23 protein-coding genes are annotated in these 22,959 nt (G+C 60.2%); 10 read left to right on the top strand and 13 right to left on the bottom strand.

What is annotated here, in order from left to right:
* Positions 1-18 precede the first annotated feature (18 nt).
* From ACVDG9_RS25600 to ACVDG9_RS25585, 4 genes are all read right to left on the bottom strand, one after another.
* A complete protein-coding gene (locus tag ACVDG9_RS25600; RefSeq protein ID WP_447239305.1) occupies positions 19-1,335 on the bottom strand; it encodes a bifunctional folylpolyglutamate synthase/dihydrofolate synthase in 1,317 nt (438 codons plus the stop codon).
* A 137-nt stretch (positions 1,336-1,472) separates the two neighbouring features.
* Complete coding sequence (accD, locus tag ACVDG9_RS25595; protein WP_296595736.1) at positions 1,473-2,429, bottom strand: acetyl-CoA carboxylase, carboxyltransferase subunit beta; 957 nt, start codon at positions 2,427-2,429, stop codon at positions 1,473-1,475.
* Positions 2,430-2,521: 92 nt separating this feature from the next.
* Positions 2,522-3,355, bottom strand: coding sequence for a tryptophan synthase subunit alpha (trpA, locus tag ACVDG9_RS25590; RefSeq protein WP_023002436.1), 834 nt, complete (start codon positions 3,353-3,355; stop codon positions 2,522-2,524).
* A 136-nt stretch (positions 3,356-3,491) separates the two neighbouring features.
* The gene (locus ACVDG9_RS25585; RefSeq protein ID WP_023002437.1) at positions 3,492-3,674 is read right to left on the bottom strand and encodes a hypothetical protein; all 183 of its coding nucleotides are present in this window, start codon (positions 3,672-3,674) and stop codon (positions 3,492-3,494) included.
* 219 nt (positions 3,675-3,893) lie between these two features.
* Between ACVDG9_RS25585 and ACVDG9_RS25580 the strand changes: the two genes are divergently transcribed.
* The gene (locus ACVDG9_RS25580; RefSeq protein ID WP_023002438.1) at positions 3,894-4,145 is read left to right on the top strand and encodes a hypothetical protein; all 252 of its coding nucleotides are present in this window, start codon (positions 3,894-3,896) and stop codon (positions 4,143-4,145) included.
* Between the two features lie 12 nt (positions 4,146-4,157).
* Here the strand turns inward: ACVDG9_RS25580 and ACVDG9_RS25575 are convergent, their stop codons facing one another.
* The 5 genes from ACVDG9_RS25575 to ACVDG9_RS25555 form a co-directional block, all read right to left on the bottom strand.
* The gene (locus tag ACVDG9_RS25575) at positions 4,158-4,328 is read right to left on the bottom strand and encodes a DUF1127 domain-containing protein (RefSeq protein ID WP_023002439.1); all 171 of its coding nucleotides are present in this window, start codon (positions 4,326-4,328) and stop codon (positions 4,158-4,160) included.
* A 328-nt stretch (positions 4,329-4,656) separates the two neighbouring features.
* Positions 4,657-5,862 (bottom strand): tryptophan synthase subunit beta, encoded by a 1,206-nt coding sequence (trpB, locus tag ACVDG9_RS25570; RefSeq protein ID WP_088665219.1) that lies wholly within the window; start codon positions 5,860-5,862, stop codon positions 4,657-4,659.
* A gap of 32 nt (positions 5,863-5,894) precedes the next feature.
* Positions 5,895-6,551, bottom strand: a complete 657-nt coding sequence (locus tag ACVDG9_RS25565; protein ID WP_023002441.1) for a phosphoribosylanthranilate isomerase — start codon at positions 6,549-6,551, stop codon at positions 5,895-5,897.
* A 233-nt stretch (positions 6,552-6,784) separates the two neighbouring features.
* Positions 6,785-7,072 carry a GIY-YIG nuclease family protein gene (locus ACVDG9_RS25560; RefSeq protein ID WP_447239304.1) on the bottom strand — a complete coding sequence of 96 codons (288 nt, stop codon included), beginning with the start codon at positions 7,070-7,072 and terminating at the stop codon, positions 6,785-6,787.
* Between the two features lie 177 nt (positions 7,073-7,249).
* Positions 7,250-9,532, bottom strand: coding sequence for an NADP-dependent malic enzyme (locus tag ACVDG9_RS25555; RefSeq protein ID WP_023002443.1), 2,283 nt, complete (start codon positions 9,530-9,532; stop codon positions 7,250-7,252).
* Between the two features lie 134 nt (positions 9,533-9,666).
* On the opposite strand from ACVDG9_RS25555, the gene mutS reads away from it, so the two are divergent.
* Together mutS and ACVDG9_RS25545 are read left to right on the top strand one after the other, a co-directional pair.
* Positions 9,667-12,393: a DNA mismatch repair protein MutS gene (gene mutS / locus ACVDG9_RS25550; RefSeq protein ID WP_447239303.1), complete on the top strand. Its 2,727-nt coding sequence runs from the start codon at positions 9,667-9,669 to the stop codon at positions 12,391-12,393.
* 183 nt (positions 12,394-12,576) lie between these two features.
* Positions 12,577-13,764 (top strand): MFS transporter, encoded by a 1,188-nt coding sequence (locus ACVDG9_RS25545; RefSeq protein ID WP_152508989.1) that lies wholly within the window; start codon positions 12,577-12,579, stop codon positions 13,762-13,764.
* Here the strand turns inward: ACVDG9_RS25545 and ACVDG9_RS25540 are convergent.
* Positions 13,761-14,282, bottom strand: a complete 522-nt coding sequence (locus ACVDG9_RS25540; protein ID WP_447239302.1) for a DUF2244 domain-containing protein — start codon at positions 14,280-14,282, stop codon at positions 13,761-13,763. The genes ACVDG9_RS25545 and ACVDG9_RS25540 overlap by 4 nt on opposite strands.
* A 22-nt stretch (positions 14,283-14,304) precedes the next feature.
* Here ACVDG9_RS25540 and nth point away from each other — a divergent pair, with 22 nt between their 5' ends.
* Together nth and ACVDG9_RS25530 are read left to right on the top strand one after the other, a co-directional pair.
* Positions 14,305-15,120: an endonuclease III gene (gene nth, locus ACVDG9_RS25535; RefSeq protein WP_296595720.1), complete on the top strand. Its 816-nt coding sequence runs from the start codon at positions 14,305-14,307 to the stop codon at positions 15,118-15,120.
* 23 nt (positions 15,121-15,143) lie between these two features.
* Entirely contained in the window at positions 15,144-15,665 is a 522-nt protein-coding gene (locus ACVDG9_RS25530) for a GNAT family N-acetyltransferase (RefSeq protein WP_161633274.1), read from the top strand.
* A gap of 25 nt (positions 15,666-15,690) precedes the next feature.
* On the opposite strand, the gene irrA is transcribed toward ACVDG9_RS25530, so the two are convergent.
* Positions 15,691-16,125: an iron response transcriptional regulator IrrA gene (gene irrA / locus ACVDG9_RS25525; protein ID WP_023002449.1), complete on the bottom strand. Its 435-nt coding sequence runs from the start codon at positions 16,123-16,125 to the stop codon at positions 15,691-15,693.
* A gap of 420 nt (positions 16,126-16,545) precedes the next feature.
* Here irrA and fabA point away from each other — a divergent pair, with 420 nt between their 5' ends.
* The 3 genes from fabA to fabI all read left to right on the top strand — a co-directional run bounded on the left by fabA (position 16,546) and on the right by fabI (position 19,238).
* A complete protein-coding gene (gene fabA / locus ACVDG9_RS25520) occupies positions 16,546-17,052 on the top strand; it encodes a 3-hydroxyacyl-[acyl-carrier-protein] dehydratase FabA (RefSeq protein WP_023002450.1) in 507 nt (168 codons plus the stop codon).
* 139 nt (positions 17,053-17,191) lie between these two features.
* Positions 17,192-18,415, top strand: a complete 1,224-nt coding sequence (gene fabB, locus ACVDG9_RS25515; RefSeq protein WP_447239301.1) for a beta-ketoacyl-ACP synthase I — start codon at positions 17,192-17,194, stop codon at positions 18,413-18,415.
* Between the two features lie 10 nt (positions 18,416-18,425).
* Positions 18,426-19,238: an enoyl-ACP reductase FabI gene (gene fabI / locus ACVDG9_RS25510; protein WP_023002452.1), complete on the top strand. Its 813-nt coding sequence runs from the start codon at positions 18,426-18,428 to the stop codon at positions 19,236-19,238.
* 124 nt (positions 19,239-19,362) lie between these two features.
* On the opposite strand, the gene ACVDG9_RS25505 is transcribed toward fabI, so the two are convergent.
* Positions 19,363-19,860, bottom strand: coding sequence for an SH3 domain-containing protein (locus tag ACVDG9_RS25505; protein WP_031269978.1), 498 nt, complete (start codon positions 19,858-19,860; stop codon positions 19,363-19,365).
* A 288-nt stretch (positions 19,861-20,148) separates the two neighbouring features.
* On the opposite strand from ACVDG9_RS25505, the gene ACVDG9_RS25500 reads away from it, so the two are divergent.
* Entirely contained in the window at positions 20,149-21,135 is a 987-nt protein-coding gene (locus ACVDG9_RS25500; RefSeq protein ID WP_023002454.1) for a 2-hydroxyacid dehydrogenase, read from the top strand.
* Positions 21,136-21,156: 21 nt separating this feature from the next.
* Positions 21,157-22,050, top strand: a complete 894-nt coding sequence (locus tag ACVDG9_RS25495; protein WP_447239300.1) for an aminoglycoside phosphotransferase family protein — start codon at positions 21,157-21,159, stop codon at positions 22,048-22,050.
* 33 nt (positions 22,051-22,083) lie between these two features.
* On the opposite strand, the gene dnaQ is transcribed toward ACVDG9_RS25495, so the two are convergent.
* Entirely contained in the window at positions 22,084-22,797 is a 714-nt protein-coding gene (gene dnaQ / locus ACVDG9_RS25490) for a DNA polymerase III subunit epsilon (protein ID WP_023002456.1), read from the bottom strand.
* Positions 22,798-22,959: the final 162 nt, after the last annotated feature.

Genomic DNA, 22,959 nt, shown 5'->3' with positions numbered 1-22,959 from the left:
GCAGAGGCCGGTGACGCCTCAGACCGGCGCCAGACCGCTGCGCGCCAGAACTTCACCAGCCAGATAGAGCGACCCGCAAATCAGAATCCGGGGTGGCTCGCCATCTTTTGCCGCACAAGCTGCCACATCTGCCAGCGCTGCGTCCAGTGATTGAAACGGCGTCGCTTCAAGTCCCGCACAGCGGGCAAGATCGGCCAGGTCTTCCGGCTCCCTTGCGGTGGGTGTCGTGGTGATCGGCACCGTGCCGACATGGCGTGCCAGTCCGTGGAACGGACGGAAGAATCCGACGGGATCCTTTGTCGTCAGCATGCCGGACACGAGGTAAAGCGGCCGGGGTGAGCGCTCTTCCTGTTCGCCCATGAACTGGGCGATCGAGATGCCCGCGCCGGGATTGTGGCCACCATCGACCCAGACTTCCGCCCCTTCCGGGCACAGGTCATGCAACGGTCCGCTGGTGATCGGCTGCAGCCGTCCAGGCCAGTTGACCGTTTTCAGGCCGTGGGCAATCGTATCGCCATCCGGCAACATGCCCGCCGCCTTCAACGCCGCAATGGCGACAGCCGCATTGGAGAACTGGTGACGGCCACCAAGCACGGGCACAGGCAGGTCGATCAATTCGTCCTCGTCCTGAAACGCCATGCGGCCCTGGTCTTCCTGGGCTGCGAAATCCTGCCCGAACACTTCGATCGGCGCCTTGTTGCGCGCTGCCTGACGCGCAATCGTTGCCATGGCGCTGTCTTCCTGCGCAGCGCAGATGACCGGCACGCCCGGCTTGATGATACCGGCCTTTTCGGCAGCGATCACCGACAGGTCGTCACCCAGAAACTTCTCGTGGTCCATCGAAACCTGGGTAATCACCGTGGCAAGCGGCCGGTCGATCACGTTGGTCGCGTCTAGACGGCCTCCGAGACCGACTTCAAGCAGCAGCACATCTGCGGGATTTTCCGCGAACAGGAGCAGGGCAGCAGCGGTGGTGATCTCGAAAAAGGTGATTTCCTCACCGCCATTGGCTTCTTCGCAGCGGTGCAGGGCCTCATAGAGGACCGGATCGGAGACGAATTTGCCATCCGAGCCGAGCCGAATGCGCTCGTTGAAGGAAACCAGGTGCGGCGAGGTGTAGACGTGGCAGCGTTTTCCGGAAGCTTCCAGGATCGCCCGCATGGTGGCGGTAACCGAGCCCTTGCCGTTGGTACCGGCGACGTGAATCACCGGCGGCAGGCGCTGTTCGGGATGCCCGAGCGCTTCCAGCAGGCGGTACATGCGACCGAGCGAGAGATCTATCTCCTTCGGATGCAGCGCCAGCAAACGGTCCAGAATTTTCGTGATTTGATCCAAGGCGCCCTCCGCAGGGTCCCTTTTTCCCGGTTGCGTTTGACTAACGCCTTTACGGGAAGGCCGCCCGCGAGACAAGCGGACAGCCCGGAAATGTCGTGTCAGGCCGCTTTCGCGACGTATTCGTGTAACGAAGCCACCTAGCTGGCAGCTTCCGCGCCCTTGGCAGGCTCCGCAGCCGTTTCGGCAGGCTTGGCTTCGGCTTCCGGTGCCGGATCCTTCGGCGCTTCAAGCTTCGGCAGTTCGACTTCCCGCTTCATCAGGATACCGCAGATGCGTGCCAGTGTTTCCTTCATCTTCTGGCGCGGCACCACCATGTCGATCATGCCGTGGTCGAGAAGATATTCGGCAGTCTGGAAATCGTCCGGCAACTTTTCGCGCACGGTCTGTTCGATCACGCGGCGGCCTGCGAAGCCGATCTGGGCACCCGGTTCGGCAATGTGCACGTCGCCAAGCATGGCGTAGGAGGCCGAGACGCCGCCAGTGGTCGGGTTGGTCAGTACGACGATATAGGGCAGTCCCGCTTCGCGCAGCATCTGCACACCGACCGTGGTGCGCGGCATCTGCATCAGCGACAGAATGCCTTCCTGCATGCGTGCACCGCCGGAAGCGGCAAACATGACGAAAGGCGTCTTGTCCTCGACCGCTTTCAGCATGCCGGCAAGGATCGCTTCACCCGCGGCCATGCCGAGCGAGCCGGCGATGAAATCGAAGTTCTGCACGGCAATGGTCAGCGGCATGCCGTTGACCTGGCCCTGGGCCACGATCACAGCTTCGTCTTCGCCGGATTTGGTGCGGGCTTCCTTCAGGCGGTCGGTGTAGCGCTTGCTGTCGCGGAACTTGTGCGGATCGGCATGCACTTCCGGGGTATCGACCTCGGTGTATTTGCCGCCGTCAAACAAAGCCTCAACGCGTTTGCGCGCCGGGATGCGCATGTGATGACCGGAATTCGGGATCACCCAGAGATTGGCTTCCAGATCCCGGTGAAACACCATTTCACCGGTTTCCGGACACTTGATCCAAAGGTTTTCCGGAACTTCGCGCTTTTTCCAAAGATCACGGATCTTGGGGCGTACGATAGAATTGATCCAGTTCACGTCAAACGCGTCCCGCTACTCGAGTTACCATTGGACGGAGATATGGGGTCCGTCCGAAATCCTTCAATTCAGACCAGCCGATGGCTGACCAGTCAGGCTGTTCTTGACCGGGCGCATCCGGAGGCCAGGTCGGACACCAGGTCAACGACGGTCTGAACGGTTTTGTCAGTCGCCTTGCCGGCCTCATCGAGGCTGTCACGGATGGCATTGACCAGAACCGACCCGACCACGACACCGTCGGCATCCTTGCCGATTTCCGCTGCCTGGTCTGCGGTCTTCACGCCGAAACCGACCGCAACCGGCAGGTCCGTGTGGCCCTTGATCCGCTTGACCGCGGTGGTCACCCGACCGGTATCGGCGATATTGGCGCCGGTAATGCCGGTCACGGAGACGTAATAAACGAAACCGGAGGTGTTGGCCAGAACGGCAGGCAGACGCTTGTCGTCAGTGGTGGGTGTTGCCAGGCGAATGAAATTGAGACCTGCTTCCAGGGCCGGAATGCAGAGTTCGTCATCTGCTTCTGCCGGAATATCGACAATGATGAAGCCGTCGACACCAGCGTCCTTGGCTACTTGCACGAAAACCTTCGGGTCTCGCACGTAGATCGGATTGTAATACCCCATCAGGATGATCGGCGTATCCTGGTCCTGCTTGCGGAATTCACGAACCATGTCCAGGGTCTTGTCCATGGTGTGCCCCGCAGCCAGCGCACGCTGATTGCCAAGCTGAATCGGGATGCCTTCGGCCATCGGGTCGGAAAACGGCATGCCGAGTTCGATAACGTCGGCGCCTGCTGCCGGGAGGGCGTTCAGGAGGGCTTGCGAGGTCTGCAGATCCGGATCGCCTGCGGTGATAAAGGTGACCAAGGCCGGCCGGCCGGCATCCGCACAGGCTTTAAAACGGCGGTCGATACGCGTATCCGTCATTCACTGCTACCCTTTTTCGCGCCATCCGGGACCCTCCGGGGCGTTTCCGTTTCAGCGATGTACGGGGGCAGTGCGTGCAATGTCAATTGTCTCATGCAGATTCGGAGCGTTGAAACAGGCTCCGAACCCAGACCGGTCAGCGGCTTGGATAGTCGATCAGGCCGATAGCGCGCAGGGCGGCATCCGCCCGGTAGACATGTTCGCTGCCCATGGGCTTCGCCCGGCCGGAGCGCGTGAACGGGTTTCCGGCACCGCGAAACACGGTGGCGAGGGGCGCTGCCGATGGCGCGCTGATATGGAGGGCCTGCAAGGTGCTCATCTCAAAAACCAAAAAAGATTGATGCCGCGATCCGGAATCGCAACCGGGCCGCACCTTATGGCTTTTTTGCAGTGCAGCAAGCTGTGGAAGCGCAGGTCAGACCCGCGAAAAATGCATGGCTGATAGGCGAAATGTGCACAAATTGCGCCTAGAAAAATGCACTGCGTGCACCTATTGTAAAACGAACCACTGAGCCACCAAACAAATAAGGAGCTGAAAATGGCCCATTCCCTGTTCGAACCCGCTCCTCAGCCTTTCACTGAAAAGCTATGGCGCCGGATGAGGGATTTTCACCTTGGTTTTGCCCAGCGCAAGGGTGTTGCCGAAGTTTCTTCCGCGCAATCAGACCCGGCGCTGGCACAACAGGCGACCGGTCTGGACGCCCGGGGCCGCCAGCAGTTGCTGGAAGCCATGTTGACGGCAAAACCCATAGCCGTGCCACTGCGCGCTGCTTACAAACGCAGCGCCTGACTGGCTGCAGCCTTAGCGCCGTTTGAAATGACGGGCGAAGGCGCGGCTGGTGATTTCGCTGCGTTCCAGGCCGAGATCGGCAAGCTGGGCGTCGTTCAGGTGGTTCATGCGTGCGATTTCGCCGGCAACCTTGCGGGAAGCGCGAAAGTCGCGGACGAAGCCGGTCAGAAGATCGAAAGCCATTTCGGGGTTTCCTCAAGCGGCCGGCAATAGCGCCGACCCTGTTTCATTCGCGGCTGATTTAGTCTTTCCCGGCGGATTCACAACGCATAAGTTTGCATTGCAGCATTTCCAAACTGGCGGGGCTGGTTAACCGGCGTTAGGGGCCGGTGGCAAGCCGCGTTGTCATCGCGGTCAAAGTGGAACGTCGGCCCTATCCAAAAACCGCATTGATGACGCGCAGGCGCCAGGTCTTTCTCTTGGCGGAGGGGATGACACTCCGGAGCGGCAAAAAGAAAAACCGCGCACCTTTCGATACGCGGTTTTCCAGGGTTCCGTTCGAAGCGGGCTGTCAGAGATCGAAGCCCAGCATCTGTCCGACGGCAAAGACGTCCTTGTCGCCCCGGCCGCACAGGTTCATGACGATGATCTGGTCCTTGTCCATCTGCGGGGCCAGTTTCACGACATGGGCCAGCGCGTGGGCCGGCTCCAGCGCCGGGATGATGCCTTCAACGCGCGTCAGCATCTGGAAAGCGTCCAGAGCCTCGTCGTCCATGACCGGTACATAGTCCACACGGCCAATTTCCTTCAGCCAGGAATGCTCCGGTCCGATGCCCGGATAATCGAGACCGGCGGAAATCGAGTGACCTTCCAGGATCTGGCCGTCGTCGTCCTGCAACAGGTAGGTGCGGTTGCCGTGCAGAACGCCCGGCTTGCCTGCGGTCAGGGATGCGCAGTGTTCTTCCCCCTGAAGGCCGCGGCCACCAGCTTCGACGCCGTAAATCTTGACGTCCTTGTCGTCCAGGAACGGGTGGAACAGGCCAATGGCATTGGAACCACCACCAACGGCGGCAACCAGCGCGTCCGGCAGCCGGCCTTCGGCTTCCATCATCTGTTCGCGCAGTTCCTTGCCGATCACCGACTGGAAGTCGCGCACCATTTCCGGATAGGGATGCGGGCCTGCGGCGGTACCGATCAGGTAGTAGGTGTCCTCGACATTGGTCACCCAGTCGCGCAGCGCCTCGTTCATGGCGTCCTTCAAGGTGCCCGCACCGGCGGTCACCGGCACGATTTCCGCGCCCAGAAGTTTCATGCGGAAGACGTTCGGCTTCTGCCGTTCCACGTCGGTCTTGCCCATGTAGACAACGCAGGGCAGGCCGAAGCGGGCACAGACTGTCGCTGTCGCGACACCGTGCTGACCGGCGCCGGTTTCCGCGATGATACGGGTCTTGCCCATCCGCTTGGCGAGCAGGATCTGACCGACGCAGTTGTTGATCTTGTGCGACCCGGTGTGGTTCAGCTCATCACGCTTGAAATAGACCTTGGCACCGCCGAGTTCCTTCGTCAGACGCTCGGCAAAATAAAGCGGCGACGGACGGCCGGTGTAGTGCTTGTTCAGCGTCTCGATCTCGGCCTTGAAAGCCGGATCGTTCTTGGCGTCCTTGTAGTGCTGTTCCAGGTCCAGGATCAGCGGCATCAGCGTTTCGGCAACATAGCGGCCGCCAAAAATACCGAAATGCCCGCGATCGTCCGGACCGGTCCGGATGCTGTTAGCCATATCGTTCACGCGTTTACTCCTTCACCCGGGCTTCAGCCCGGAACCTTGACGCCCTTGGCCGCCGCCAAGAATGCGCGAATGAGACCACTGTCCTTGACGCCCTTTTCCCGCTCGACGCCGGAGGAAACATCCACCTCGCTGACGCCGCTCAAACGGATCGCCTCGGCGACGTTCTCCGGATCAAGTCCTCCGGAAAGCATGAAGGGCTTCTTCAGGTCAAGGTCTTTCAGGATCGTCCAGTCGTAGGAAACGCCGTTGCCGCCGGGCAGTTCGGACCCTTTCGGCGGCTTGGCATCGAACAGGAGACGATCTGCCACAACAGCATAATAGTGCGCCTGCTCCAGATCTGAACGGTCGGAAATCGAAATCGCCTTCATGACCTTGGTGCCCTGCATCACCTTGGCCGCTGCCAGGGCTTCCGGAGCTTCCTCGCCATGAAACTGGAATGTATCGGGTTTCACCAGCTCGTTGATACGCGACAGGCCGTCGAGATCCATGTTGACGGTTACCGCCACGATCTCCGCCCGGCCGCGCGCCATATCGGCCAGCCGGCAGGCCTGGCTGAGCGACACATGACGCGGGCTCTTCGGGAAGAACATCAACCCGACCATATCCGCACCGGCGTCCAGCGCCGCCGCCATGGTGTCCTCGGTCGAAAGACCGCAGATTTTGACTTTAATATCCGACATGGTTTCGAGGTATCGCCGTTGGGGCAGGGTTTGTCAAAAAAGTTTAGCTGTCGCGACGCGAAAAGGCGCAATTACACCCTATCACCCACTCTATCGAGTGACTTGCGGTTTGAGTACGACGAGACACCGGACTTTGGAATTCCATGTGTGTTGCGGTAGCGCCTTAGGGCTCCCCGATCCCGGATCTTCGCTACGCTGCGTCCGGGATGACGACCGAGAGATCAAGGTAGTTGTTACTGATTTAGAACCAGATACAGATCCTGCCAGTCCGGGTTCATCTCCTCGATCAGATCGAATTTCCATTGCCGGCGCCAACGCTTGATCTGTTTTTCGCGGGCAATCGCAGCCCCGGTCTCTTCGTGCTGTTCGTACCAGACCAGGGATTTCGTACCGTATTGGTTGGAAAAACCCTCAATCAGACCTTCGCGGTGCTCGTAAACCCGGCGGGTCAAGTCTGTCGTCACGCCCGTGTAAAGAGTTTCGAACGGTCGCGAGGCAAGGATGTAGACCCAGGCTGTCAAACGATGGTCACTCCGGGTTTCGAGAGGTTTTGGGGTGGCTCCCCGATCCCGGGTCGCGCTTTGCTTGCCCGGGATGACGACTGAAAGGTTTTACCAGACCTATCTTCGTCATCCCGGACGCAGCGCAGCGGAGATCCGGGATCGGAGCGCCCCTAATTCAGCGGAATAATCACCACCTCACGTCACATTGAACGCCGCGATGGCGGCCATGTTGACGATGTCGCTGTCCTTCGCACCCAGGGGAACGATCTGGATCGACTTGTCGAAGCCGACGAGCAGCGGGCCGATGACCGTGGCGCCGCCCAGTTCCTGCAACATCTTGGTGGAGATGGATGCCGAGTGGAACGCCGGCATGACCAGAACGTTGGCCGGACCCGACAGGCGGCAGAACGGATAGGCGGCCATTCGGTCCATGTTGAGCGCGATGTCCGCGGCCATTTCGCCGTCGAATTCAAAGTCAACGCGGCGGCGTTCGAGGATCTTGACCGCCTCGATGACTTTCTCGGACCGTTCGCCCTTTGGATGGCCGAAGGTGGAATAGGCCAGCATGGCAACACGCGGTTCGTAGCCGAACTTGCGTGCAACATGCGCCGCTTCCTCGGCGATGTCCGCCAGCTCTTCCGATGTCGGCATGTCGATCACCGCCGTGTCGGCGATCAATACGGTACGACCGCGGGCCAGTGCCAGCGACACGCCGATGACCCGGTGACCGGGCTTCGGATCGATGGTGGCCTTCACCGTATCGAGGGCGACGGAATAGTTCCGGGTCAGACCGGTCACCATGGCATCAGCGTCGCCGCGCGCGACCATGATCGCACCCCAGTAGTTGCGGTCGTTGTTGACCATGCGCTGGCAGTCGCGCAGCAGGTAGCCCCGGCGCTGCAGGCGGCCGTAGAGATACTGCGCATAGTCGCTGTTGCGGTTGGAAAGCCGCGCGTTCTGGATGGAAATGCCCGGCCGGTCGATGTCGATGCCGGCGCGTTCGGCCATGGATTTGATCTCGTCTTCGCGGCCGATCAGGATGGCCTCACCCAGGCCCTGCGACACGAAGCTTGTCGCTGCGCGGATGACCGGTTCTTCCTCGCCCTCGGCGAAGACGACCCGCTTGGGCTGCTGGCGCACCTTGGAGAAGATCCGCTGCAAGGTGCCGGCGACAGGATCGCGGCGGGCGGAGAGCTGGTGCTTGTAGGCCTCCATATCGACAATCGGCTTGCGGGCGACGCCGGACTCCATCGCAGCCTGGGCGACCGCGGGCGGAATGGTGTGGATCAGGCGCGGATCGAAGGGCACCGGAATGATGTATTCCGGACCGAACTTCGGCCGGTTGCCCCGATAGGCCGCGGCAACTTCGTCCGGCACTTCCTCACGCGCCAGTTCCGCCAGTGCGTGAGCGCAGGCAACTTTCATGGCGTCGTTGATCGTGGTGGCCTGAACATCAAGCGCGCCGCGGAAAATATAGGGAAAGCCGAGCACGTTGTTGACCTGGTTCGGATAGTCCGAACGCCCGGTCGCGACAATTGCATCGTCGCGCACTTCCGCCGCCTCTTCCGGCGTGATTTCCGGGTCCGGGTTGGCCATGGCGAAAATGATCGGGTTCGGTGCCATGACCCGCAGCATGTCGGGCGTCAACGCGCCCTTCGCAGAAACGCCGAAGAAAACGTCAGCGCCCTTGAGGGCGTCATAGAGCGAACGCGCCTTGGTTTCGACCGCATGGGCGGACTTCCATTGGTTCATGCCCTCTTCGCGGCCCTTGTAGATGACACCCTTGGTGTCGCACAAAGTGACGTTCTCGTTCGGAATGCCCATTGCCTTCACGAGTTCGATGCAGGCAATGCCGGCCGCGCCCGCGCCATTGCAGACCACCTTGGTGTCCTTCATGTCGCGACCGGTCAGGTGTAGGGCGTTGATGAGACCCGCCGCCGCGATGATGGCCGTGCCATGCTGGTCGTCATGGAAGACGGGAATGTTCATCAGTTCGCGCAGGCGCTGTTCGATGATGAAACAGTCCGGCGCCTTGATGTCCTCCAGGTTGATCCCGCCGAAGGAAGGACCGAGATAGCGGACCGCATTGATGAATTCATCAACCTCTTCGGTATCGACTTCCAGATCGATGGAATCGACGTCGGCAAAGCGCTTGAACAGGACAGACTTGCCTTCCATCACCGGCTTTGAGGCAAGCGCGCCCAGATTGCCGAGGCCCAGAATGGCCGTGCCGTTGGAAATCACCGCAACCATGTTGCCCTTGGTGGTGTAGTCGTAGGCACGGCTGGGGTCTTCCGCGATCGACCGCACCGGCACCGCCACGCCGGGCGAATAGGCCAGCGACAGGTCGCGCTGGGTCGCCATCGGTTTGGTGGGCGCAATTTCCAGCTTCCCGGGGCGGCCTTCCTGGTGGAATTGCAGCGCTTCCTGGTCGGTGAAGCTGACATTGGTCTTGGTCGGTTTCTTGTCGGCGGACATGGTTTGGGCGTTTCCTCTTGCGCGCTCTCTTTACGGGGCGGGAGCCCGACCTTATCCCCTGGAAAATGAAGCCTCAAGCCAAGATGGAATAGGCCCTTGGTGGAATGGTCCGCTCAGTTTGCTAGGTATCAGGCATGAGTGGACAGAGCGCGCAAGAAATCACCCCGGCGGACAGCAAGGTCACGCCAATGATGGCCCAGTTCCTGGAGATCAAGGCTGCCAATCCGGACAGCCTTCTGTTCTACCGGATGGGCGATTTCTACGAACTGTTTTTTGAAGACGCCGAGGTTGCCTCCGCCGCGCTCGGCATCACGCTGACCAAGCGTGGCAAGCACCAGGGTGCCGACATACCGATGTGCGGCGTGCCGGTGCATGCAGCCGACGACTATCTCAACAAGCTGATTGCCAAGGGGCACCGGGTATCGGTCTGCGAACAGACGGAAGATCCGGCCGAGGCCAAGAAACGCGGCTCCAAATCCGTCGTCCGGCGCGATGTCGTGCGTCTCGTCACCCCCGGAACGCTGACGGAAGAACGCCTGCTCGATGCGGGTGCCAACAACTACCTGATGGCGCTGACCCGGTTGAAGGGCGGCTCGCTGGACGGCAGCGCGGTCTATGGCCTTGCCTGGATCGACATGTCCACCGGCTCCTTCCAGGTGTCGGAAACCGATCATCAGCGCCTCGCCGCCGACCTTGCCCAGGTTTCCCCGCGCGAACTCATCCTGTCGGACAATCTGCTGCAGGAAAGCGAGTTGCGCCTGACTGCCGAACAGGCCGGTGGTGCGCTGTCACCGGTGCCGCGTGCCTTTTTCGACAGTTCCACCGCCACGGACCGGCTTGCACATTACTTTGGTGTGAAGACCCTCGACGGCTTCGGCACCTTCAGCCGGGCGGAGCTTTCCGCCGCCGCCGGCATTCTTGCCTACATCGAGAAGACCCAGCTGGGCGAACGCCCGCCGCTGGATCCGCCCGTGCGCGAGGCCGGCGCCGGGCGCATGCTGATCGATCCGGCAACCCGGGCCAATCTCGAGCTGTCCCGCACGCTTTCGGGCGAAAAGCAGGGCTCGCTGCTGGCGACAATCGACCGGACAGTGACAGGCGGCGGCTCGCGCCTGCTCGCCAGCCGCCTGGCCGGACCGCTGGTCAATGTCGATGCGATCCAGCACAGGCTCGACGGCGTTGCCTTCTTTCTTGAAAACGAAATCATGCGCGAAGGCCTGCGCCAGACACTGAAAGGCGCCCCGGACATGGCCCGGGCCCTGTCGCGGATTGCGCTCAACCGCGGCGGGCCGCGCGATATCCTGTCGGTTGCCCAGGGGCTTGAGGCCGCGCGGGCAGTGCTCGACCAGACCAGTGCGACGGCGGGAACGATTCCGGCGGAAATCGCTGCTGCGCGCGCCAGTCTGGAACAGGCCCCGCACGATCTCGGCAGCGAATTGACGATGGCACTGAAAGAAGAGCCGCCACTTCTGAAACGCGACGGCGGTTTCATCGCCACCGGTTACAACGCCGATCTGGACGAACTGCGCTCCCTGCGCGACGAAAGCCGAAAGGTCATCGCGAAGCTTCAGGCAGACTATTCGGAAGAACTCGGCCTGAGGTCGCTGAAGATCAAGCACAACAATGTGCTCGGCTGGTTCATCGAGGCGCCTTCCGCGCAGACGGAAAAGCTGACCGGAGATCCCGGCCGGTTCATCCACCGCCAGACCATGGCCGGCGCCATGCGCTTCACCACCACGGAGCTTGCGGATCTGGAATCGAAGATCGCCAGTGCCGGCGAACGCTCGCTTGCCATCGAGCTGGAAATCTTCGACCGGCTTGCCAAGGCGATCATCGACGCAGGGGAAGCAATCAAGGCCGCCGCCCACGGCCTCAGCATTCTGGATGTTTCGGCGGCGCTTGCGAAACTTGCCCAGGAAGAAAGCTATGTCCGGCCCGTGGTCGATGACAGCCGCGCCTTCGACATCAAGGGTGGACGTCATCCGGTGGTTGAAAAGGCGCTGAAGAAATCCGGCGGCGACAGTTTTGTTGCCAATGATGCCAATCTCGGTCCGGAAGCGGACGAGGATATCGGCCATATCTGGCTGATTACCGGTCCGAACATGGCCGGTAAATCGACTTTCCTGCGCCAGAACGCACTGATTGCCGTAATGGCCCAGATGGGCGGATATGTGCCGGCGGCAGCAGCCCATATCGGCGTGGTCGACAGGTTGTTCTCCCGCGTCGGCGCGGCAGACGATCTTGCACGCGGCCGTTCCACCTTCATGGTGGAGATGGTCGAGACCGCTGCAATCCTCAATCAGGCCGGTGACCGCTCACTCGTGATCCTGGACGAGATCGGCCGTGGCACTGCGACGTTCGACGGCCTGTCCATTGCCTGGGCGACGATCGAACATCTTCACGAGGTCAACAGGTCCCGTGCCCTGTTTGCGACCCACTACCACGAACTGACTGCCCTTTCCGCCAAGCTGGCCCGGCTTTCAAATGCCACCGTCTCGGTGAAGGAATGGAAAGGCGACGTTATCTTCCTGCACGAGATCGTTCCCGGTGCAGCCGACCGGTCCTACGGCATTCAGGTGGCCAAGCTGGCGGGTCTGCCGGTATCCGTCGTCGAACGCTCCAAGCAGGTGCTCAGCCAGCTGGAAGAGCAGGACCGCCGCTCGCCGGCTGAGAGCCTGATCGACGAACTGCCGCTTTTCGCCAGCCTGACCGCGCCTGCGCCCAGCGCTCCGGCAGGGTTTGCGGAACCCGATCCCGTCTCGGTCGCTCTTGAGGCAATCAATCCGGATGACATGACCCCGCGCGAAGCGCTGGAAGCGCTGTACCGGCTGAAGACATTGCGGATGAGCCCGGACGACTAGTTGTCAGGTTCGAATTGTGCCGCTGATTTGAGTGAAGATAGCGTTCGGGATTGTCTGGTTTTCGAAACTTTCCGAAACCAGCTGCGCGATCGGAAGACGCGCGCTCGGCAAAAAAACGGTGACGAGGCGATACAACCCAGTTAGGTTGTAATTCTTGCTTATTTCACTTTTCCGGCGATCGTCATGTTGTCCCTCCTGCAACTGCCCCGACAGGCATTGCTGATTCTGCTTCTTCAATTCACCAACAGCCTCGGCGTTTCGGCGCTGGTGCCGCTGATGAGTTTTTTCATTGTGGAAGGGCTGGGCGCCGAACCCTGGCAGGTGGGTCTTTACTCCGGTCTGGTGATGCCGCTGACGCTGGCCGTCAATCGATGGGCAGGCGAACGGCTGGACAACCGTTTCCCGGTCAAGAGCCTGCTGGTCGTCTCTGTTGTCGCCTATATCACGCTCGCCGCACTGCTGACCCAGATCAGCAGTCTGGTGATGCTGCTCGTTCTGATCGCCCCCCTTATGAGCCTATCCAACATGGGCGCGGGCGTCGTCTTTACCTTCGGCCGCCTTTTTGCCGAACAGGAGGGCATGGACGTTGCCAGGGTCAATTCCTGGCTGCGCATGATGGTTTCACTTGCGTGGATGATCGGGCCGGCGGTCTCTTTTTCGGTGGTTGCAGCCTTCGGCTTTGCCGCCGCCTTCCTGTGCGCCTTTGCAATCGGCATTGTCTACCTGATGCTCTGGTACATTGTCGTTCCGGCGGACTTCAGGTCAGCACGAGAGCGTTCCAAGACAAACGGCAAGGCGCCGATCAACTGGGGTCTTCAGATTGCCGGGCTGACCTGCCTTGGCTTTGTCATCACCAATTCGCTGTTCGTCTCGGCGATGCCACTGTTCTTCGTGCAGGAAACACATCTGCCCGGCGCAACACCGGGCCTGGCACTGTCGGTCAAATGCCTGCTGGAAGTCTTTGTCATCTTCGGCTCGGTTCGCCTTGCCGAGCGCATCGGCATTCGCCAGGTGCTGATGCTGGCAGCGTGCCTTGCCGCGGTCAGCATGGTGCTGTTTGCCCAGGTGACCGCACTCTGGCAGGTACTGGCCATCGCTGTACTGGAAGGGACTTATTATGGCCTGTTTGCCGGTGTCGCGATCAGCTTCGTGCAGAGCTTCGCACCGGACCGGCCGGGCCGGGCAACGGCGGTTTACATGAACAGCCTGTTCCTCGGTGGCATGATCGGCAGCATTTCGATGGGTTTCATCGCCAGTGCGGCCAGCTTTCAGACCGTGCTTTACACCGCGGCGCTTTCGGCAACCGCGGCCCTGGCCGTTCTGCTTGCAACGCTCAAGGTTCAACCCAAAGTCATTGAAGAAGGAGCCTAGACACCGCCTGACTTGGCGACGGACAACGCATTGGCCATGGCACCGGCAAAACTCGTTCTGTCATCGGGATTCAGGAAATTGCCGAGATCGACCTGTTCACCCCGACTGAGGAGGGTCACCTTGACGACCCCTTCGTCCTCGATCCGGTCGACCGTCAGGCGGACCCAGAAGGGATTGAAACGGTATTCCTGGTATTTCTTGCCCGGACCAACCTTGCGGATCGCAATCTCGTGCCGCGAGACAACCACTTCCTCGAAAGTTCGTGCGGAGTGGTAGTTCATCCGAAAGGCAAACCAGAGCAGCGCGATATCAAGTCCGAAGAACCCGAAAACCGGCCAGGCGCCGATACGCAGAAACAGAATACCGGCGATGAAACTTACACCGCCGAAGAAGCACATGAGAACCAGGAATCCGTTTGGCCCCAGAGACCGGTGGGGGGTCAGAACGGCAGTGAAAAAAGGCCGGTCCTGATCCGGCAATTCGCCATCCTGCAGGGGTTTCGGATTGTTCTTGCTCATGAGGCATGATTATAGAGAGAAGATGACGCAAGCAAAGAGCCCTTCCAAGACTGCGGCAGCACGCCGGCCCGCAAAGTCCAAACAGACCCGGAGAAAAGCACCCTCCGTGGACAACCCCGGCAAGGTGCTGAAACGGTCCCGCTATACGAAAGCGGAAACCTTTGCGATCTTCCAGCGCTTCCATGCCGACAACCCGGAACCGAAGGGCGAACTGGATTATGTCAATGCTTTCACGCTTCTGGTTGCCGTGGTGCTGTCGGCCCAGGCAACCGACGTTGGTGTGAACCGGGCAACAAGACACCTGTTCCAGATTGCCGACACACCGGAAAAGATGGTGGCGCTCGGGGAGGACCGGGTGCGGGAGGAAATAAAGACGATCGGCCTTTACAAGAACAAGGCCAAGAACGTCATCCTGTTGTCCGAGCAGCTGATCCGCGACCATGGCGGCGAGGTTCCGGAAGACCGCGAAGCGCTGGAAGCGCTGCCCGGTGTCGGCCGGAAGACCGCAAATGTGGTTCTGAACATCTTCTTCGGCCACCCGACCATTGCCGTCGACACGCATCTGTTTCGCCTGGGCAACCGTATCGGCATTGCCCCCGGCAAGACGCCTCTCGACGTGGAAAAAGCCATGGAGAGGGTCGTGCCGGTGGAATTTGCGCTCCATGCCCACCACTGGCTCATCCTGCATGGCCGGTACATCTGCAAGGCGCGCAAACCGGAGTGCCGGCGCTGTGTGATTTACGATCTGTGCCGGAGCACGGAGAAAGAACTTTTTGATGCGGTGCCGGATATTGCCCTGCGCACCAAAGCCCTTATTGAAAAGGAAACAGTTGCGTGAGTTTCCCGCTTGGACCATTTCCCGTGAGCGAGAGGCTTCGCTTCCGCTTGCCTTCCAGCAATGATGCCGCTTTTTACCACCAGCTCATGAATGAGCCGGATTACATCCGATTTATCGCCGACCACGGTATCAAGACCGAGGAAGACGCGGCCAATTACATCAAGAACAAGACGCTGGCGCGCTTTGCCGCCCATGGAGTCGGGCTTTGGATTCTGGATCTGAAACCGTCGCTGACACCGGTTGGTGTGTGCGGTCTGGTGGTGCGCAAGGAACTGAAGTACCCGGACCTTGGTTTTGCCTTCCTGGAAGACCACCGCGGAAAGGGGTTCGGCCGCGAGGCCGGGCAGAGCGTGCTGGACTTCGTTACCCGGGAACTGAAGCTGCGCACGCTGTGCGCGATCACGCATCCGGAAAACGTCCGCTCTGCCAACCTCCTGAAGAAACTTGGCTTCGAGCCGGATGGCCAGCGGCATCTGGCGGAGATCGGGACGACCTCCAACTATTACGAATGGAAATTGCGTTATGTGGAAAGCGGTCTGGCCTGAGGGCCGCCGCAATCAATCGCGACGATCAGCGTTTCTCGCGAACGCGTACGACCACGTCTACACGAACGATTTCCATGCCTTCGGGTGCTTTCGGCAGAGCGCCGATGCCCACACCTTCGCCCGGAATGTCGATCACCCGGTTTTCGCCTTCGATGAAGAAGTGATGGTGGTCGGACACATTGGTGTCGAAGTAGGTCTTGTTGCCGTCGATCGCGACTTCGCGCAGCAGACCGGCTTCGGTGAACTGGTGCAGCGTGTTGTAAACCGTGGCGAGAGAGACCGGCACATCGGCGTCGACCGCCTCTTCATGAAGCAGCTCGGCCGAGATGTGGCGATCGCCCCGGGAGTACAGAATTTCTGCAAGCGAGACACGCTGGCGCGTCGGCCGAAGGCCTGCAGACCGCAGCATGTCGGTCACATTCTTCTTGTCGCCGGTTTCATGCACCACAAGTGTTGTCATTCCGATCCGATCCAGGTCCAGGGTCGCTTCTTGAAACGGCGCAAATATATACCGCGCAAACGTTGCGCCGGGCCGTTTTCACTAACATTGGCCTATATCTGCCATTTCTTGTACCCAAGATGCAAGTTTTAAACGTAAAGGGCAACCTGAGCGGAAATCAGGGCGCAACTGCGGCGCGTTCGGAAGGTTCGTGCAAGCGCTGACCAAACAGCCGCAAGCCGGTGTCCCGGAGCCGGATGCGCAGATTACGTCGAATACGCACAAAACTTGGCGAAACGCCCGAAAAAACCGAGTAACTTCGCGCAAGTGACATCTTTCGGTCATGGTTCCCCTGTGTTAGGAAGGCGCCTCAAACGAACCGAAAACAAACCGAACCTGCCCTGGGAATTTCCCTGGCAGGAGACAAAACACGGATCCCGAATGACCGATCGCCGCTCCAGCTACGATTATGAAGCACTTCTCGCCTGCGGCCGCGGCGAGCTGTTTGGCCCGGGCAATGCCCAGCTGCCTCTTCCCCCGATGCTGATGTTCGACCGGATCACGGAACTTTCCGAAACCGGCGGTGAATTCGACAAGGGGTTCGCTCGCGCCGAGTTCGACATCAAGCCGGATCTCTGGTTCTTCCCGTGCCATTTCCAGGGAAATCCGGTGATGCCGGGCTGCCTTGGTCTCGACGCCCTGTGGCAGCTGACCGGTTTCTTCCTTGGCTGGCTGGGCCTTGAAGGCAAGGGCATGGCCCTGTCGACCGGTGAAGTGAAGTTCAAGGGCATGGTTACGCCGGACGTGAAGCTGGTGGAATACGGTGTCGACTTCAAGCGGGTCATGAAGGGTCGCCTGGTTCTCGGCATTGCCGACGGCTGGTTGAAGGCGGACGGTGAACAGATTTACAAGGCGACCGATTTGCGCGTCGGCCTGGCAAAGACCTGACACCCGTTCGCAGGATCAATTGATGGCACCGGCGCTTCTTTTTCATTGGGAGCGCCGGTTTGCATATTATGTATGTGCCTGCAGGCTCTCGACACACCCCCTGAGAGCTGTGGTGCAGTCAAGACAATAGGAGACCGCAATGAGACGCGTTGTCGTCACCGGCATGGGTATCGTGTCGTCCATCGGAGCAAACACCGAAGAAGTGCTGTCCAGCCTTCGAGAAGGCAAGTCCGGCATCAGCTTCGCTCCGGATTACGCGGAACACGGCTTCAGAAGCCAGGTACACGGCATGCCGAATGTCGATATCGCTTCGCTCATCGACAAGCGCCAGCTGCGCTTCATGGGCGACGGTGCCGCCTATAACTACATCTCCATGCAGCAGGCGATTGCCGACAGCGGTCTGGAAGAATCCGACATCTCCAACCCGCGCACCGGCCTGATCATGGGTTCCGGTGGTCCATCGACCAAGAACCTTTTCCAGGCGCACCAGATCGTGCTGGAAAAAGGGTCGCCCAAGCGCATGGGCCCGTTCATGGTGACCCGCGGCATGAGCTCCACCAACTCTGCCTGCCTGGCGACACCGTTCAAGATCAAGGGCATCAACTATTCCATCACGTCGGCCTGCTCCACCTCGGCGCATTGCATCGGTGCAGCTACCGAACAGATCCAGTTCGGCAAGCAGGACGTGATGTTTGCCGGTGGCGGTGAGGAACTCGACTGGACCCTGTCCTGCCTGTTCGACGCCATGGGCGCCATGTCCTCCAAGTACAACGACACCCCTCAGACCGCATCGCGGGCCTATGACGCGACCCGCGACGGCTTCGTGATTGCCGGTGGTGGCGGTGTGGTGGTTCTGGAAGAACTGGAACACGCCAAGGCGCGCGGCGCGAAAATCTATGCCGAGGTTACCGGCTACGCAGCCAACTCCGACGGCTACGACATGGTGGCGCCTTCCGGTGAAGGCGGCGAGCGCTGCATGCGCCTTGCCACCTCGACCCTGGGCGACCGCAAGGTCAACTACATCAACAGCCACGGCACTTCGACACCCGTCGGCGATATCGGCGAAATCGAAGCGATCCGCCGCGTGTTCGGTGAAAACCAGCCGCCGGTGTCTTCGACCAAATCGCTCACCGGCCACAGCCTGGGTGCGACCGGCGTTCAGGAAGCCATTTACTGCCTGCTGATGCTGCAGAACGACTTCATGACCGCGTCTGCCAACATCAACGAGCTGGATCCGGCCCTGAAGCCGGGCGAGATCGTGACCGAGCGCGTGGACAATGCAGGCCTCGACACGGTTCTTTCCAACAGCTTCGGCTTTGGCGGCACCAACGCGTCGCTCGCGCTGTCGCGCTTTCACAGCTGAGGAGTTTTGAATGTCTGATCTGATGAAGGGCAAACGCGGCCTGATCATGGGCGTTGCCAACGACCACTCCATTGCCTGGGGTATTGCCAAGACGCTCGCCGATCACGGTGCCGAACTTGCCTTCACCTATCAGGGAGAGGCTTTCGGCCGCCGTACCAAGCCGCTGGCGGATTCCGTCGGTTCCAAGATCCTTGTGCCGTGCGACGTGGAAGACATTGCATCGGTCGACAGCGTGTTCGACACGCTGAAGGAAGAGTGGGGCAGCATCGACTTCCTGGTGCATGCGATCGCCTTTTCCGACAAGACGGAACTGCGCGGGAAATACGCCGACACCACGCGGGAGAATTTCTCCCGCACCATGCTGATCTCCTGCTTCTCCTTCACCGAAATCGCCAAGCGGGCTGCCGCTTTGATGACCAATGGCGGTTCCATGGTGACGCTGACCTATGGTGGTTCCACCAAGGTCATGCCGAACTACAACGTGATGGGCGTTGCCAAGGCTGCTCTGGAATCTTCCGTCCGTTACCTGGCGGTGGACTACGGTGAGCAGAACATCCGCGTGAACGCGATTTCCGCCGGCCCGGTTCGGACCCTTGCAGGATCCGGCGTTTCCGATGCCCGCCTGATGTTCAACTTCCAGAAGCGCAATTCTCCGCTCTGCCGGACCGTTTCCCTGGACGAAATCGGCGGAACCGGCCTCTATCTCCTGTCGGATCTTTCCGGTGGCGTGACCGGTGAAGTGCACTTTGTCGACAGTGGCTACAACATCATGTCGATGCCGCGTCTGGAAGAGCTCAAGGTTCAGGAAGTTCAGGCCGACTGAGGCCCGTCCAACAATCCAGACATGCAAAAGGCGGCCGTTGGCCGCCTTTTTTGTTCGAGAATTTCCGTTCCTTTTTCCTCAGGGTGAGGGATCAGGAAACCCAGGCAATCGAGGGAGGGGGACGTCAGTCTCCGATCAGCTCGTCCGGATAGACACCGAACAGGCGGGTCTGATCCAGCCAGCCGTCATAGTTCTCGCCGTTGACCCGGCACCAGCCTCCGGCACATTCGGAAACCGTCGTCAGCACGAAGGGATCCAGTTCGGCAACGATATCGGCGTCGGAGCGGGAGCGGGAGCGCAGCGGTGTGCGGTCGCTTTTTTCCCATGGGGTGACGAGAGCCGTGCGGCGGCTGGACAACAGCGAGCGGAACACCCAGCCCTGCTTGCCTTCCCAATCGCGAATGCGGCGCCAGTTCTCGAATTCACCGACGATTTCCACGGGCAAACCGGACTGCACGAAGGTCCACGCGATATCATGTTCGCGCGAAGGCCCGATGCGCACATTGACCCGGTCGGACTTCAGACTGACAAATCTCGGCACCGGCAGGCCGCTTGCGCCGGTCGTGGTGCCCTGGGCCTGCGAAGCGACCGAAGTTGCGAGCAGACCGCACAGCAATGTCATCACAGTGAGGAAGATCCGGGTAGCCTGGAACGAGCGAGCCATATTGTCCGGTTGTCCAATTGTTATTGATCTTTGATTTGAGGCAAATCTCTACCGAAAAATTTGCGCGAAAACCAGCTTGGTCGTTTTGGCCGGTTGGCGATCCGCGGCGATTGAAACCGATCCCTTGTTTCTGCCGGACCATCTGGTAAGGAAAAGGGGTGGTCTCATCCGCTCGCGCAACGCGCAGCGTCAAAGTGGTACCGTTGAGGTTAACAAGTCCTCAACGAAGCGCGAAAGGCAATTGGTATGGCGAAAAAGAAGCCTGTCGTTGTGGTGACCCGGAAGCTTCCGGACGTGGTGGAAACACGGATGCGTGAGCTTTTCGAGACGCGTCTCAATGATAATGACAGGCCCTTCAGCCAGGCGGAACTGGTGGAAGCGGTGCGAACCGCCGATGTTCTGGTGCCGACCGTTACCGACCGGATCGACTCATCCGTCCTCTCGCAGGCTGGTGAAAACCTGAAGCTCATCGCAAACTTCGGTAATGGTGTCGACAACATCGATGTCGTGAGTGCCAACAACCGGGGAATCAATGTCACCAACACGCCGGGCGTGCTGACCGAAGACACCGCGGACATGACCATGGCGCTGATCCTGGCCGTGCCGCGTCGACTTGCCACAGGCATCAAGGCGCTGGAAGCCGGCGACTGGGCCGGCTGGTCGCCAACCTGGATGCTTGGCCACCGGATCTGGGGAAAACGCCTGGGTATCATCGGCATGGGCCGCATTGGCCAGGCCGTCGCACGCCGTGCCAAGGCCTTCGGCATGTCGATCCACTATCACAACCGCCGCCGCCTTGCCGAAAGTGTCGAGGAAGAGCTTGAGGCAACCTACTGGGACAGCCTTGACCAGATGCTGGCGCGCATGGATGTCGTCTCCATCCACTGCCCGCACACGCCGGGAACGTTCCACCTTCTGTCCGCCCGCCGCCTGAAGCTTCTGAAAAAGGATGCCTACGTCGTGAACACCGCCCGTGGCGAGGTGATCGACGAAAACGCCCTGATCCGGATGCTCGAGAGCGGTGAGCTTGCAGGCGCCGGCCTGGACGTGTTCGAGCACGAACCCGCGGTCAATCCGAAGCTGGCCAAGCTGGAAAGCGTTCTGCTGCTGCCGCACATGGGGTCGGCCACCATCGAGGGCCGTATCGAAATGGGCGAGAAGGTCATCATCAACATCAAGACCTTCATGGACGGACACCGCCCGCCGGATCGTGTTCTGCCATCGATGCTTTGACCCGTTTGCGAGTCTAATGTCTTGGCTGATCGTTTCATCGGCAGCGCGGTTGCCGTGCCGGCCAGTCTCGACTGGCTGAGGGCGACCGAAACCGGCCGTATCTGGCTCGACAAGCTGCCGGTGCTGCTTGAAACCGCGTGCGAACACTTCGGGCTTTCAGAAATTGGGAGCCCGTTTTCTGGCGGTAATGTATCTCTCGTCGTTCCGGCAAAACACGACGGTGAGGATGTTGTCCTCAAACTGCAGTTTCCCGATCACGAATGCCGCCACGAAGCAGAGGCACTGGGGCGCTGGAACGGCAAGGGTGCTGTTCGGCTTTTGAAACATGCGCCGGAACTGGGCGCACTGCTGCTGGAGCGCTGCAGGCCGGGACAGTTTCTGGCCGACGACACCGAAACGGACCGAATTGGCGTTGTTGCAGGGTTGCTGCGTCTCCTGACAATCCCCGTCGGTGATCCGTTTACCCGCCTCAACGATGAAGCCGCTCGGTGGCGCGATAGCCTCGACCATAGCTGGATGGCTGCCGGGAAGCCTTGCGAGCAATATCTCGTGGACGCTTCGCGCAAGGCCTTGCAAGACCTTTGTCTTGAGAAAGAGACGGAAGAGGTCCTGCTCCACCAGGACCTGCACGGACACAACATTCTGTCCTCTGAAAGAGATACCTGGCTTGCCATCGACCCGAAGCCTCTCGCCGGCGATCCTGCCTTTGCGCTAAGCCCGATCATCAGGAGCTTCGAATTCGGACATTCGAAAGCCGAAGCGCGTTACCGCCTGGACCGACTGTCGGAAGACCTGGAGCTTGACCGGGAGCGGGCAAGATATTGGACCATCGGCCAGACCATGGCCTGGGCATTCAGCAGCAGCTATGCCGAGCGGCACTTTGAAACAGTGCGCTGGTTGCTGGCGGACAATTGATCCACCAAATCCGTTTAAGTGGTCTTTCGAGCCTCAGCCGTTGTATTTTGACCAGATCGCACTGTCGCCCATGCCTTCGATGAAGGCCTTGTGGGCTTCAAGTTCGCTTTCCTGCAGCAGGCGCTGCAACGGCGAGGGACGCTGGCGGGCGTTAAAAGTGCCGAGTTCGCCAGGTTCGAAGCTGGAGCCTGCAGAAGAGGTTTCTTCCTCGTCCGTCATCAGGCCAAGGGCCGTCTGACGTCCGCCGATAAGCTCCAGATAGACTTCAGCCAGGATTTCCGCATCCAGAAGAGCGCCGTGCTTGATGCGCTTGGAGTTGTCGATGCCATAGCGAGAGCACAGCGCATCCAGCGAATTCGGCCCCGATGGGTGCTTGCGGCGGGCGAGATCCAGCGTATCGAGCACCTGGGTATTCGGGATTGTCCGCCGTCCGGCCCGTTCCAGCTCCATGTTGATGAAGCCCATGTCGAAAGCCGCGTTGTGGATCACCAGCGTGGCATCGCCAACGAACTCCAGAAACTCATCCGCAACGTGCTCGAACAAGGGCTTGTCGGACAGGAACTCCGCCGACAGGCCATGAACCCGGAAAGCTTCTTCCGGCATGTCGCGCAGCGGGTTGATGTAGACATGATAGGAATTGCCCGTCGCGATGTGGTTGATCAACTCCACACCGCCGATTTCCACCAGCCGATCGCCTCCGCGCGGGTTCAGGCCTGTTGTTTCCGTATCGAACGAGATCTCGCGCATTTTTCCGCCTTTTGCCTATGGATTCACTGTGCAGCTTGCAGGGTGAGTGGCAAGAGTTGCGCGTGGTTTTCCCCGGTGTTCTGGGGTTCTGGCGTTTGATCCCAGTGCCCCTGTGCCTGTTCCGTCCAACACTTCATTCAGAGGAGCCCGGCATTGCCGGGT

This window comes from Roseibium sp. RP-7, from assembly GCF_053005225.1.
The sequence above is the reverse complement of the archived record's forward strand: the minus strand, read 5'-3'. Positions and strand labels throughout refer to the sequence as shown.

Bases quoted from the DNA above. Each gene is read 5' to 3' on its own strand.
- trpA (WP_023002436.1), bottom strand. From the start codon at position 3,355: ATGACGGATACGCGTATCGACCGCCGTTTTAAAGCCTGTGCGGATGCC.
- ACVDG9_RS25555 (WP_023002443.1), bottom strand. From the start codon at position 9,532: ATGTCCGCCGACAAGAAACCGACCAAGACCAATGTCAGCTTCACCGAC.
- mutS (WP_447239303.1), top strand. From the start codon at position 9,667: ATGAGTGGACAGAGCGCGCAAGAAATCACCCCGGCGGACAGCAAGGTC.
- ACVDG9_RS25540 (WP_447239302.1), bottom strand. From the start codon at position 14,282: ATGAGCAAGAACAATCCGAAACCCCTGCAGGATGGCGAATTGCCGGAT.
- ACVDG9_RS25545 (WP_152508989.1), top strand. From the start codon at position 12,577: ATGTTGTCCCTCCTGCAACTGCCCCGACAGGCATTGCTGATTCTGCTT.
- ACVDG9_RS25500 (WP_023002454.1), top strand. From the start codon at position 20,149: ATGGCGAAAAAGAAGCCTGTCGTTGTGGTGACCCGGAAGCTTCCGGAC.
- fabB (WP_447239301.1), top strand. From the start codon at position 17,192: ATGAGACGCGTTGTCGTCACCGGCATGGGTATCGTGTCGTCCATCGGA.
- ACVDG9_RS25585 (WP_023002437.1), bottom strand. From the start codon at position 3,674: ATGAGCACCTTGCAGGCCCTCCATATCAGCGCGCCATCGGCAGCGCCC.
- ACVDG9_RS25565 (WP_023002441.1), bottom strand. From the start codon at position 6,551: ATGTCGGATATTAAAGTCAAAATCTGCGGTCTTTCGACCGAGGACACC.
- irrA (WP_023002449.1), bottom strand. From the start codon at position 16,125: ATGACAACACTTGTGGTGCATGAAACCGGCGACAAGAAGAATGTGACC.
- trpB (WP_088665219.1), bottom strand. From the start codon at position 5,862: ATGGCTAACAGCATCCGGACCGGTCCGGACGATCGCGGGCATTTCGGT.
- fabA (WP_023002450.1), top strand. From the start codon at position 16,546: ATGACCGATCGCCGCTCCAGCTACGATTATGAAGCACTTCTCGCCTGC.
- dnaQ (WP_023002456.1), bottom strand. From the start codon at position 22,797: ATGCGCGAGATCTCGTTCGATACGGAAACAACAGGCCTGAACCCGCGC.
- ACVDG9_RS25580 (WP_023002438.1), top strand. From the start codon at position 3,894: ATGGCCCATTCCCTGTTCGAACCCGCTCCTCAGCCTTTCACTGAAAAG.
- fabI (WP_023002452.1), top strand. From the start codon at position 18,426: ATGTCTGATCTGATGAAGGGCAAACGCGGCCTGATCATGGGCGTTGCC.
- ACVDG9_RS25575 (WP_023002439.1), bottom strand. From the start codon at position 4,328: ATGGCTTTCGATCTTCTGACCGGCTTCGTCCGCGACTTTCGCGCTTCC.
- ACVDG9_RS25505 (WP_031269978.1), bottom strand. From the start codon at position 19,860: ATGACATTGCTGTGCGGTCTGCTCGCAACTTCGGTCGCTTCGCAGGCC.
- nth (WP_296595720.1), top strand. From the start codon at position 14,305: ATGACGCAAGCAAAGAGCCCTTCCAAGACTGCGGCAGCACGCCGGCCC.